The organism is Pedobacter cryophilus (assembly GCF_005116455.1).
Lineage (GTDB): Bacteria > Bacteroidota > Bacteroidia > Sphingobacteriales > Sphingobacteriaceae > Pseudopedobacter > Pseudopedobacter cryophilum.
In genome coordinates, this window is sequence record NZ_SWBP01000001.1 from 662,385 (window position 1) to 676,181 (window position 13,797).

The 13,797-nt window shown below is 34.9% G+C and carries 7 protein-coding genes; 2 read left to right on the top strand and 5 right to left on the bottom strand.

Translation table 11 applies throughout. From position 1 onward, the window contains the following. Positions 1 to 74: 74 nt before the first annotated feature. Genes FA046_RS02760 through FA046_RS02780 form a run of 5 tightly spaced genes read right to left on the bottom strand, consistent with a single transcriptional unit; the run spans position 75 to position 8,782 of the window. Entirely contained in the window at positions 75 to 1,124 is a 1,050-nt protein-coding gene (locus tag FA046_RS02760; protein WP_136824828.1) for a family 16 glycosylhydrolase, read from the bottom strand. An 8-nt stretch (positions 1,125 to 1,132) separates the two neighbouring features. Beyond that, positions 1,133 to 2,041: a PKD domain-containing protein gene (locus FA046_RS02765; RefSeq protein WP_136824829.1), complete on the bottom strand. Its 909-nt coding sequence runs from the start codon at positions 2,039 to 2,041 to the stop codon at positions 1,133 to 1,135. Positions 2,042 to 2,060: 19 nt separating this feature from the next. Beyond that, entirely contained in the window at positions 2,061 to 4,145 is a 2,085-nt protein-coding gene (locus FA046_RS02770) for a hypothetical protein (RefSeq protein WP_136824830.1), read from the bottom strand. A 28-nt stretch (positions 4,146 to 4,173) separates the two neighbouring features. Beyond that, on the bottom strand, positions 4,174 to 5,667 hold the full coding sequence (locus tag FA046_RS02775; protein WP_136824831.1) for a RagB/SusD family nutrient uptake outer membrane protein: 1,494 nt from the start codon (positions 5,665 to 5,667) through the stop codon (positions 4,174 to 4,176). A gap of 19 nt (positions 5,668 to 5,686) precedes the next feature. Then, entirely contained in the window at positions 5,687 to 8,782 is a 3,096-nt protein-coding gene (locus FA046_RS02780; RefSeq protein ID WP_136824832.1) for a SusC/RagA family TonB-linked outer membrane protein, read from the bottom strand. 349 nt (positions 8,783 to 9,131) lie between these two features. Between FA046_RS02780 and FA046_RS02785 the strand changes: the two genes are divergently transcribed. Together FA046_RS02785 and FA046_RS02790 are read left to right on the top strand one after the other, a co-directional pair. Then, complete coding sequence (locus FA046_RS02785; RefSeq protein WP_136824833.1) at positions 9,132 to 12,029, top strand: triple tyrosine motif-containing protein; 2,898 nt, start codon at positions 9,132 to 9,134, stop codon at positions 12,027 to 12,029. 82 nt (positions 12,030 to 12,111) lie between these two features. Continuing rightward, positions 12,112 to 13,578 carry a M48 family metalloprotease gene (locus FA046_RS02790; protein ID WP_136824834.1) on the top strand — a complete coding sequence of 489 codons (1,467 nt, stop codon included), beginning with the start codon at positions 12,112 to 12,114 and terminating at the stop codon, positions 13,576 to 13,578. Positions 13,579 to 13,797: the final 219 nt, after the last annotated feature.

Sequence of the window (13,797 nt, forward strand, 5' to 3'; positions counted from 1 at the left end):
AAGACAATCTTAAGGTCAAAAAAAATAGAAGTGTCAATTGATTTTAACACTTCTATTTTAAGTTTTAGCATTGATTATTTATAAACCCTAATATAGTCTACTTCCATTGTGGCATTGGTTATCGCTGGATCTACTGCACCACCAAAATTTCCACCCATTGCCATGTTCAGGATAAAAAAGAAATCATGATTAAATGGAATTGAGGAAGAGTTGTTAACCGTATGAACAACCTGCCCATCGGCCAACATTCTAATAGAAGAAGCCGTCCATTCCAATGTATAAATATGAAATTCTGAGGTTGCATTTGCTATCATTCTGGTGCCACCGTCTGCACTTCCGCCTGAGCGACCAGGATAGTGTAACGTTGCATAAATTTTATTCAAATCCCTTCCCAAATGTTCTACAATATCAATTTCACCGCATGCTGGCCATGGTACTGTATTGATATTACTTCCTAACATCCAAATGGCTGGCCAAGTACCTGTTCCTGTAGGAAATTTAGCTCTTACTTCTACCTTCCCGTAAGTGAAAGCAAATTTATCTTTAGATAAAAGCCTAGCAGAAGTATAAGTACTCCCGCTATAATTTTCTTTGATGAGTTTAATTTTTAAAACACCGTTTTGAACAATTGAATTTTCTGGTCGGTTGGTATAATACTGTAATTCGGCATTTCCCCATCCGTTAGAACCTGTTCCTAAATCATAACCCCATTTAGTTGCATCAGGCGCACCATCTGTATTAAACTCATCAGACCAAACCAAACTTGCCACCCCAGCAATAACATTTACAGTAACGTCTATTGACTTTTTAAGCGTAAGACCAGTACTACTTGTAGCGGTAACTGATACTGTATAGGTGTTATTTCCTACCAATGTATATTGATAATCTATGATACCCGTAGCCGCAGATTTAATTGTCCCGTTACCTAGCTCGTAAGTATAAGCAACTGCATTATCTGCAGTTGCTTTAAATGAAACATTACCGCTCCCATTTGTGTTGGGTGTGGCTGTGATGACCAAATTAGTGGGTGCCGTTTGTGAACTTCCCTTACCAGAATCAGCTTTTTTACAACTGGTAGAAATAAACAGAAGGAAAATTAAACCGATGTTTTTAAAGTATCCCATTTTAATTATTATTTAACTATTAATTTTTGATACCAAGCATTTCCATCAGCACCAATATTTCTTAATAACATGGTGTTTGCAGTAAATGTAACAATCTCGTAAGCTGTTCCGCCGGTACCAAAATTGATGATTCCATTACCCGGTACTGTAAATTGTATAGTAGTGGAATTTGCACTTGTTGAACCAGATGTTGCATTACTGAAAGCTAATTTCTTTTCAGGACCCGAAATAATACCATAACAACCATCGGGACCAGCAAAGCCATAAAAACCTGTTGCTGCACCTATAGAAAATGATGCTCCTTTATTATCAACGGTCATAAAGATGTTATTATTTGCATCTTTTCTAAAGGTAATTTCATCATCATAAGCACAAGGCTCTCTGGTATTTGGATCTGCATCATAATACCAAGTTGGAGAATCGTCAGTAATTTGATTGGCAGCTCCAACCCCAAAATGACCTAATGCTTCTTTATCTGTTACCCAAATTTTTGAACCCGTTCCGGCTATAGCCGAAATCATAGCTGCAGGAATTTCAAAAGCAACAAATACTTTGATCTTTTTACTGGTAGTAGAGGTGATGCCTCCAGTACCTACTACGTTAACAGTCACTAAAAACTCATTAGTTCCTGGTGTAGTGTATTTGTAATTAATGGTGCCAGATGGTACTACTTGTGTATTTCCATCTCCAAAATCTACATTATAAGTAATGGCATTGTTTGCTGTGGCGGTAATGGCAACCACACCAGTTCCGTTACCGTCTGGGTTGGCTGTGTTTGCACCTGCAACGGCTGTTGTTAAAACAACATCAGACGGAGATTTTAATTCTCCAAAAGAGTATTCAGTTTTTTTACAGGAACCTAAGCCAATTCCTGCTATTAAAAAAACGATGATCAGTGATTTTATATGATTTATCATGATTTTTAATTTTTAAATGTTAATTAAGAGTAATATCATCAAAGTAATAAGTGAAATTAGCAGTGCCATTACCCATAGTACCTAAATCAAATATCCAAACTACTTTATCGTACGTTCCACCCGGAATTGCACTAAAATCAAAAGTAAGTTCTTCCCATGCATTAGCAGTAGTGGTAGTTACTTCTCTTTCAAAATTTGAACCTCCATTAAGTGAATTTTCCACTTTAAATAAAAGTTTAGCTCCTACTCTAGGGGAAAAAACTTTAACTTTTACAATTTTCTTTACTGAAAAATTAATTGAGTTAGTTAGTGTTATTGTGCTACCTCCATAAACTTCGCCGGCATTTTTAACCATTTTAGCAACTTTGCTGCTAGTATTAATGCCAGAAGCGCTTGGGTTGTTAACTAATGTAACAACACCTCCTGCAAAATCTCCAAATTCATAAGTAAACTTAGTAGACTGGAAATCTATAGGTATGCCTAGGTGTTCTGGAGTTACATTTGTTGTTAAAAAGGTAACATCATCCCAATAAAATACTTTTCCATTAGCGGTTTTAAGGAAATCAAAGAAAATAGACGCCATATCGTAGTTATTGGCAAGGTTTATACTCGCTGTACCTACAGATGGAGTAGAAAAATCGAAAATCAAAGTTTCCCAATTATTAGCAACCGTGGTTACTGATTCTGTTTCTACAGATTTAGTATTGTTAGTATGATCCTCTACTTTTAATCTAACCTTTATACCTGCAGCAGGAGAGTAAACTCTTACACTCATTTGTGTTTGTGTAGCCGTAAAAGGTATTTTAGCGTTAAAATAACTTCCTATAGTAGTTCCAGCCCAAGGTTCAGCACCTGTAGGTTTCGTTGTTTTAGCAACTTTATTAGCTCCACCAGCTGGGTCTGCCACAGCTTCTAAAGTACTGGCGTTACCAAAATCTGTTACTGCATAATTAACACCTGCCTGATCAAAAGTAACAGGTAAAGATAATACGCTAGTTGGAATTTGATTGGTTAACCTAATATCATCAAACAACCAAGTAAAATTAGCAGAGCCATCACCTCTAGTACCATTGTCAAATATTAAAACAATGTTGTTGTAGGTTCTTCCAGCTCCTAAATTAATTGCTCTGTAATCAAAAACTAAATCTTCCCATTCATTAGCTTTAGTGGTTAATACTTCTTTTTCAAATTGAATAGTTCCGTCTACTGCGTTTTCTACTTTTAATAAAACTTTAGCACCAACTCTTGGAGAGTAAACTTTCATTCTAAAAACTTTATTTGCAGAAAAATCGATGTTTTCACCCAATTTTATTAAGCTTCCTCCATACGTCTCACCACTATTTTTCACCATTTTACCCACTCTGGTGCTGGTATTAATTCCATTAGGTTGCGTGTTGTTAATTACTGTAACCACACCACCTGCAAAATTATTAAATGAATAATCTACTGTAGTTGATTGAAAAGTAATCGGCAATAAAACAGGATCTGTAATTATAATCACTTTGGTAAATACCGTTTTTGCAGCACCACCACTTAGAGCCTCCACTTTTAAAGTGTAAGAACCCACTGACGCGTAAGTATGACTTACTGTTTCGCCCTCTAAGAAAGACACTGGCACTTCATTAACGCCGCCATCTCCATAATAAACTTTAAATAGCGTTTCATATAAGGCTTTAGCAGAAACGTTAACTTTAAAATTATTGGCAGCATCAATAACTGCAGTAACTTCTAAATTCTCTGGTGCTTTAAAAGAAACGGTTAACTGTTGAGTAGCTTCAGTAGTTTCGCCTTTGGCGTTATAACCTACTATTTTAACAGTATAAACTCCCTCTGGATAAACATGTTGGGTGCTTTTTCCGGGAGCAACTTTAACAGGAGTTGCAGCTCCATGGCCGTAATAAATATCATAAGTAGTGACCCCTTCTCCGTTTGGAGTGATGGTTACTAAACCTGTATTATCCTGCGTGATATCAAAAAGGGCTGTTAATTTACCTGATGGTGAAGCACTGTTAATAAAAGAAATATCATCATAATTCTCTTTCTGACAGCCTACTGTAATGGTAAACAGCAACACGATGCTAAAAAAATATTTTATTGTATTCATGATCGTTAGTTCTAAATGATTAAATGATTTAGTTGTAGTTTGGATTTTGCGTGTACCCAGAAATATCAATCTCTTGTTGTGGGATTGGGAAAATTTCGTTTCTACCCACCATAAAACCAGTAATTTTTGCTGCCGCCTGACCTGTTCTTACTAAATCAAAAAAGCGATCGCCTTCCATGGCTAATTCTAATCTTCTCTCATCCCAAATGGCTTGTCTTAATGCTGTTCCGGTTGAAGTGATATTATGCAATTGATCTGCAAAAGCTCTTTGACGCACTCTGTTTAAGTAACCCTGAGCCTTGGTATCATTAGGAGTAGTAGCTCTATTATTAGCTTCGGCAGCCATTAATAAAACATCGGCATAACGGATAGTTCTGTAGTTGTTTAGGTAATTTAATTCTACCTGGCCAGAAGTTTCGCCTTTTCTTGGAAGATATTTTTGATTATACAGCCCTGTATTTCTATAAGGCGCAACTGTATATTTAATATTAAATTGAGGATTAGCTGCTTTATAAGCTTCAATATCTAAAATGGTTACCGCTTTTCTGGTATCGCCAGCAGCATAAGCATTTGCTAAATTTACAGTTGGTAAATTGGTACTCCAACCTTCTCCGTAAGGGCTAGACCCTGTAATATTTCTAATTCCACAAACCTGAACAGCTAAATTTCCTTGCCCTCTGCCTGGGTTAGACCAATCATAAAATGGGCTAATATTAGAGTATTGAATTTCAAAAACAGATTCAGTTCCATTTTCACCCGCTTGTAAAAAGACATTTCCAAAATTTGTAACTAAACTGAAAGGGCCGTTTACTACGTTTTCTAACATGGCAGCGGCAGCATCAAATTTACCTTGATACAATAAAACCTTACCTAATAATGCTTGTGCCGCATATTTTGTAATTCTACCTGGCTCTGCAGCTACTCTTACGTTTGGTAAATTAGCTGCTATTGCATTATTTAAGTCTAACTCAATTTGCTTGTAAACATCTGCTTTTGCCGTTCTTGGAATTCCTTTCGAATCAGAAACTCCTAATCTTTTATCAACAAAAAGAGGCACATCACCAAACATTCTTACTAACTCAAAATAATAATACGCTCTTAAAAAATAAATTTCTCCGTAAAGCGCATCTTTACCGACAAAGTCTAATTTGGTTTTATTTTCTTCTAAATAATTTACCCTGTTAATGCCTTCATAACAAGATTTCCATGCTTCTGTAAGGTTACCATTGTTAGCAGTAATTTGGTAATTATCTATTTCTTGAAAACCAATTTGATCGGTAGCATTCTCACCTCCAGATACAGAATTATCTGAAGCGATATCTCCAATTACCGGGTTAGCCCACAACCATTGTAGCGGCGAGTAACAAGCAACAACCATTTTTTGGTAATCATCACTGGTTTTTAAATAATCGTCTGATGTAATTTGAAAATCTTCTTTTGGAGCGTAGTCCACAAATTTTTCGCAACCTGTAGTCATTGTTACAACTAAAAGTGATGCTATGATATATTTATTATTTTTCATTTTAACGTTCTTTAAGGGTTTAGAATTTAACATCAATTCCCATTGAATAAGTTCTTGCTTGAGGGTATGCGCCACGATCTATACCTGAGTCGAAAATTCCACCTGCTATTTCAGGATCATAACCAGAATATTTTGTGAAAGTATATGCGTTTTTAACTTGAGCATAAACACGAATTCTAGAAATTGTTTTGCTTTTTAATAAAGAAGCTGGCAAGGCATAACCTAATTGAATATTCTTGATTTTAGCAAAAGAACCATCTTCTACATACCTATCAGATACACGACTATTCACGTTTCCGTCTGTAAAGCTATATCTTGGATTACGAGCATCATTTGTGGTGCCTTCGCCTGTCCATCTTGCTAAAACCCCTCTAAATTTATTGGTCATTGCTAAATTTCTTTCGTAAGCTCTGTAAATATCATTCCCTACAGATGCGTAAACAAATGTGTTAAAGTCAAAACCTTTATACTCAAAATTTAACCCCCAACCTAAAGTAAACGTTGGAAAAGGATCGCCAATTTTAGTTCTGTCGTTTGCGTCTATCACATTATCTCCATTGATATCTACATACTTAATATCACCTGGTTGTGCATTTGCTTGTGTTGGGCTTGCAGCAATTTCGGCTTGGTTTTGAAATAAACCTGCTGTTTGGTACCCATAGAAATAACCCGGAGTAAATCCTTTTTCAAACCTAGTTACTGTTTGATTAGGAATACCATAATTACCACCTTGAATTAAACCATTATTGGTTTCAGTTACTTTATTTTTAGCGGTTGTAAATGCAAAATTGGTTCCTATTTTAAAGTTGTCGCCAATTTGATCGTTATAACCCAAGTTCATATCTACTCCACTGGTTTTTGTTGTACCAATGTTTGATGTTGGAGAAGAAGCTGTACCTAAATACAATGATAAAGAGGGCGTAAACAATAAACCACTGATATTTTTCTCAAAATAATCAGCAGTTAAAGAGAATTTGCTTTTGTAAAATCTTAAATCAAAGCCGGCATTTAACTGCTTTTGTTTTTCCCATCCTAAATTATCGTTTCTAAAAGAGGCTATAGTTGCACCAATAGATGTTGCGTTATTACCAAAAGTATAACCCGCATTTTGACCTAAATTGTAACTGTAGATATCAGTAGAAATTCTTTGAAATTGTGGGTTCACATTTTCGTTTCCGGTAACGCCATAACTTCCTCTAAGTTTTAGGAAATCAAAAAAGTCAGATTTGTAAAAGCTTTCGCTTGATACCACCCAACCTAAAGAACCTGCAAAGAAATTTGCAAATTTATTGTTTTCACCAAATGCATAAGAACCATCTCTTCTGGCAGAAAATGAGGCTAAATATCTTTCCTTATAATCATAGTTGATACGACTAAAATAAGAAAGGTTTCTACGCTCATACTGGTAAGATCCAACAGATAAACCTGATGTTTGAGCAATTCCTGTTGCAGCAGAAATATCAGCAAATTCCCAAGAATTAAAAGGAACATCTTGTCTTGATCCATTTATAGCATTTCCTGTTACTTTAGCTAAAGAAAATCCACCTATTACGTCAAAACTATGGTCTTCACTTATTTTAAAGTTGTAATTACCAAACTGCTCAAAAGTAAAATTGTAATAGTTTATTTTACCTTCTGCAACAGAATTGTGAGAACCTGGTCTAGGCGTACCATCAGCATTTAAAGTAGAATTAATGTGTGAAGCGCCATAAAAAGATAATGGATTGAAACTTTTTGTAGATACATCAGTGTTGGTATAACCATATCTTGACGTAATTTTAAAGTTTTTTAACACATCATATTGCAACTCTAATTTTCCGTACAACTTATTGGTATTAGACTCATTATAAGTATCATCTAATTGAGTAAGCGGGTTATATATTTCGGAAAGTATGGTATTACTAATAGAATATTTACCGTAAGTGTTAGGAACGGTATTAAAGATAGAAACCGTAGGGTCAAAATTTAAAGCATTTGAAATTACACTGTTGATAGAGTTTTCTGGAACACCTGCGCCTTTAATATTTACAAAACTAGTATTGGCAATAAACTTTAATTTAGGTGTTAAATCAAAAGAAAGGTTTACCGTACCGTTGGCTCTGTTAAAATAAGATTTGCTTCCGCCTCCAACAATACCATCTTGCCCTAAATATCCACCAGAAACAAAGTAAGATAGTTTTTCACTTCCACCCCTAGCGGTTAAGTTGTGAGACTGTAATGCGGCATTTTCAAAGATTTGATTTTGCCAATTAGTCCCAACGCCTAAAGCACTTAAATTTGGAAACAGAATAGCACCACCAGAAGCTACGCTTCCTTCATTAAGTATAGCGCCATATTCTGTGGCATTTAAAACGCCAATTGTACTTACTACCTCTTGTTGTCCGTAAGAACTTCCATAAGTAAATTCATTCTTTTGGTTTTTTCTTCCGGTTTTAGTAGTGACTACAATTACTCCATTACCACCCTTTACCCCGTAAATAGCAGTTGTTGCAGCATCTTTTAAAATATTAATAGATTCAATATCAGCAGCATTAATAGAGTTTAAATCGTCTAAAGACTGAATAGAACCATCTACCACCACTACCGGATCTGTACCGGTGTAAGAAGGAATACCTCTAATTAATACTGTAGGCTTTGCCCCTGGCGATCCCGGAGAAATAACAGTTACTCCAGATGCTCTTCCTTGTACAGCATCTTCTGCTCTTACTGGGTTTAGTTTTTCAATATCAGCACCTTTTACGGTAGATATTGCGCCAGATACTTTGGTGATTTTTTGTGTACCATAACCTATCACTACAACTTCTTGTAAACTGGTTTGGTCTACTTTTAAGTTAATGTCTAAGGTGGTTCTGCCGTTTACCGCAACTTCTTGAGTAGAGTAACCTAAATAAGAGAAAATTAATACGGTTTGTGCCGAAGGGACTTTTATAGCATACGTACCGTTTGCAATTGTTTGTGTTCCGCCGGTAGCGCCTTTAATTCTAACACTTACACCTGGTAGCGTTTCGCCGCTTTCATCGGTAACTTTTCCTGATACTGTTAAATCCTGTCCTCTAACAAATAGAGCGCAACATAAAAAAATCATCAGAAAAATTGAGGTAATTTTTCCTTTCATAAGAAATTAATTAAGTTTTAAAAATTGGTTAATTGGTTGTCTTAGAGCTTTTGAGATAGGCTATAAAACCACACTACAAATGTAATAGCGTGTATGCAATGTTATTCACATTAGGCTACTATATAACCTATACAATTATAAATATCAGTTGTTTTTTATAAAATATTGATACTACATTAATACTACAAATTACTTAAATGCTTCTAAAACCAAATTTAAACGCATTAATTTTATTTCTAAAAAACATTAAACCTTGAAAAAAAATTTACATTTTTAACATTAGAAAAAGATACCATCTTTTTTGTTGTTTATCCCTCAAACCAAAATATTATAAACTGATTCTTTTTTAATGAAGCGACTGATATTATTTCTGATCACCTGGTTGATGATTACCGTTTCAAATGCCCAAATTGGAATTCCTCAAATAAACAATTACTCTAATCTTGATTATAAAGGCGGCACACAAAACTGGGCTATAGACCAAGATCAAAATGGGATGATGTATTTTGCAAATAATGAAGGTCTATTAACCTATAACGGCAAATATTGGAAGCTTTATCCATTACCAAATAAAACAATTGTAAGATCGGTAAAAATTGATGTTGACGGTAAAATATACGTAGGCGCACAAGACGAGATCGGTTATTTTTTTCCTAATCAAAATGGGGTATTAAAATATCACTCGCTTAGAGAGCTCATTCCCACCAACGAAAGACAATTTGCAGATATATGGGATATTGTTATCCTTCAAAAAGACATTTACTTTAGAACAACTACTAAAATATTACACCTTAAGGATGATGCTTTTAAAGTTTACCAATCTAATGGTACTTGGGAGTTTTTAGGAAGCGCTAATCAGCAGGTGTTTGCTCAAGATACTTCTAAAGGATTGTTAACTATTAAAAACGGTGTTTGGGAAACCCTTTCTTCATCACCAGATTTAAAAAGAGCTATTATTACCTCTATTCTTGATTTTAATGGCGATACTGTTTTAATTACCACCTTAAAAAACGGACTTTATTTATTGAGTGGCTCACAACTCATTAAAAAACCAGCTGTTGATGACAATGCCTTGTTTAAAAACAGAATTTACAATGCCATTAAGGTAAATGAAAACTGGAATGCCTTTGCTACAGTTTCTGCAGGGTGTTTAATTACAGATAAGCAAGGTAAAATAGTGCAGCAATTTTCCTTTGCTGATGGACTTCAAAAAAATAATATCCGAAGTATTTTTAAAGATAAAAACCAAAATTTATGGCTTGGTTTAGATAACGGGATAGATTTTATTGCCTTTAATAACGCAGTTAAATACATTTATCCTGATAAGAGCAAACAAACCAGCGGATATTCTACCCGAATACTAAATAACAACCTTTACATAGGTACTTCTAATGGCTTATACTATTCGCCATTACAAAGCGGGTTTAAAGACATTAGTTATTCTAGCAGTAATTTTGCCGAAGTAGGTAATACCCAAGGGCAGGTTTGGAACCTTAACGTGATCAATAAAACATTGTTGGTAGCCCATGAAGATGGTACTTTTGTGGTTAATAATGGTACCGCAAATCGACTATTTGCCTATCCCGGCACTTGGTTATTTGAAGCCCTATCTCCTTATTATCCTGCCGAAGAAATTATTGCCGGCACTTACTCCGGCCTTCATCACTTAGTTTTTCAAAACGGAAAATTTATTAATAAAGGCTACATCAGTGGAATTAATGAGCCTTTAAGGTTTATTTTACATGATAACAACAGCAATACGGTTTGGGCATCACACCCGTACAGAGGGGTTTACCGTTTTAAGCTATCAAATGATAAGAAAAGTATAGCCAAAACTTGGTTATATCAACAAAAAGATGGTTTACCATCAGCCTTAAATAACTATATCGCCAGAATTAAAAACCGAATTGTAGTAGCCACAGAAAAGGGAATTTATGAGTTTGATGAAGCCAAACAAAAATTCTTCCCTTCCAAATTTTTAGCGCCTATACTGGGCGAAACGCTTTTTCAATATTTAAATGAAGATCAAGAAGGGAATATTTGGTTTGTAACCAATAAAAAAGTGGGTGTAGTAGATTTTCATCGAAAAGAAGGAAATAAAGATTATGCTATAGTTTACTTTCCAGAGCTTAATGCAAAAGTAGTAGCCGGCTTCGAAAACATTTATCCTTACAATAAAGAGAACGTTTTTATTGGCTCAGATAAAGGAATTATCCATATTAATTATTTAAAATACTTAGAAAATATAAAGCCCCTCAGGGTGACTTTAACCTTGGTAAAAGCCTTAGGAAATAAAGACAGTATTATTTTTGGAGGTTATTTTTTAAACAAAAACAGAATTAGTGACCATCAGGATACTGAGCAAAAAATTAACCTATCTAGCACTAACAATTCCTTGCACTTTGAGTATTCCTCCACACTTTATGAACAACAAAACAACATAGAATTTAGCTACCAATTGGCTGGTTTTGATGAAAACTGGTCGGGTTGGAGTGCAAAAAGCGAAAAAGATTATACCAATTTGCCACATGGGACTTATACTTTTAAAGTAAAAGCAAGAAACAATTTAGGTAACGAATCTCAACCTGTTTCCTACACTTTTACCATAGACCCAGCTTGGTATGAAACCGTTTGGATTTACCTTATTTACGTTTTAATACTATTTGGAATCATCTATTTATTAAGTCAAAGACAAAAAAGAAAATACGAGAAAGAACAAGAATATTTAAAGAAAGAACATCAATTAGAAATTGAACATAATGAAAAAGAAATTGTAAAACTTCAGAATGAAAAACTAGAATCTGAAGTAAATTTCAAAAACAAAGAACTGGCCACCGCCACCATGCACTTGGTGCAAAGAGGTAAATTGTTAACCAAAATTAAAGAAGAGTTATTACCAATAGTAAAAACAGATAACCCAGAAACCGCCCCTGAAGAGTTTAAAAGAATTTTAGGTTTGCTAAACGAAGCAGAAAGAGCCGATAGTGATTGGGAACAGTTTGCCGTTCATTTTGACCACGTACATTCTAATTTTTTAACCAAGCTAAAAGAAAGAATTCCATCTTTAAGCGCCAATGATTTAAAACTTTGTGCGTACTTAAAAATGAATTTATCATCTAAAGAAATGGCGCAATTAATGAGCATCTCCATTAGAGCCGTAGAAGTAAGCCGTTATAGATTGCGCAAAAAATTAAATGTATCATCAGACACCAACTTGTTTGATTATTTAATAGAAATTACCAGCTAATTTCTTGGTACTATCTTTGTAATTAATGATTGGCTTATTAATAATTTTTTAGGCAAAAATTTAAAAATCAACATTTACTCCAATGAAAAAACATATTCTATCTGGCTTTTGTGCTGTAAGTATTCTGCTCTTAAATGCCTGTTCTGTAAACCCTGTTACGGGTAAAAAACAATTGGTATTAATGTCTACAGAACAAGAAATAGCGATGGGAAAAGAAGCCGATCCGCAAATTGTTGCGCAATATGGTTTGTATGAAAATAAAGAATTGCAAAGTTTTATTACCAACAAGGGAAAACAAATGGCAGCAATTTCTCACAGACCAGGTTTAAACTATGAATTTAAAATTGTGGATTCGGAAGTTTTAAATGCTTTTGCAGTACCTGGTGGTTACGTATATTTTACCCGAGGGATAATGGCTCATTTTAATAACGAAGCTGAGTTTGCCGGTGTTTTAGGTCATGAAATTGGTCACATTACTGCTCGTCACTCTGTGGCTCAACAAAGAAACTCTATTTTAGGTCAGGTAGGTTTAATTGCCGGAATGATAGTTGCCCCAAATTTAGCCCAATTTGGGCAACAAGCATCAGAAGGTTTGGGTTTGTTATTTTTAAAATTTGGTAGAGATGCCGAAAGAGAATCTGATGGCTTAGGCGTAGAATACTCTTCTAAAATTGGTTATGATGCACAGCAAATGGCTGGCTTTTTTAACACTTTAGAAAGAAAATCTGCAGGACGAGGAGAAGAATTACCTGATTTTTTATCAACCCACCCCAACCCAGGAGATAGAAACGCAACCGTTGCAAAACTAGCGGTAGACTGGAAAAATCAACTTAATCTTACCAATCCACAAATTAACAGAAACACCTATTTAAGAAGAATTGAAGGTTTAATTTATGGTGAAGATCCTAAACAAGGTTTTGTAGAAAACAATGTGTTTTATCACCCAGTTTTAAAATTTCAATTTCCAATACCAACAAATTGGTCTTTTCAAAACTCGCCTCAAATGGTTCAAATGGCGCCTAAAGATGGTAAAGCCATTATGAACATGACTTTAATACCCGGACAATCTTTAGAACAAGCCGCTACTGAAATGTTAAAGCAATACGGTTTACAGGCTATAGAATCAAGAAACATAACTGTTAATGGTTTAAACGCAATTTCTATTATTGCAGATCAAGCTCAACAGCAACAACAAGGTCAGCAACAGCAACAACAACAGCCCGCAATTAGAACTTTATCTTACGTAATTCAATACGGAGGCGTTTTTTATCACTTAATTGGCGTTTCTCAAGTAAATGATTTTAACACTTACGCTCCCTCTTTTACCAACACCATGCAAAATTTTAGAGAATTAAAAGATGCGGCTAAATTGGCAAAACAACCCGAACGTATCCGCATTAAAACCGTAGCACAAAGCGCCACTTTAAATCAGGCTTTAATTAGTTTTAAAATGGATAGCAAAAGGTTTGAAGAGTTAGCCATTTTAAATGGAATGAAATTAACCGACCGAGTAGAAAAAGGAACTTTAATTAAGGTGGTAGGGTTTTAATTTTTGGAAAAGCAAGGCTAGTATTTCATATTTACGGCAGTCTTGCTGTCCATTCATACGGCTACAGGCCTTAGGCTTTTGGCCGGTATCATTTCCATCAAGTTTATTAAACATTGGCTTGTGCACAAAATAGCGTTGAGTTCTCTGCATTCTACTTTTCTTCTACCGCAAAAATAAATCGACCCTATAAAAAACAATCTCCCTAAATTCATCTTTTAA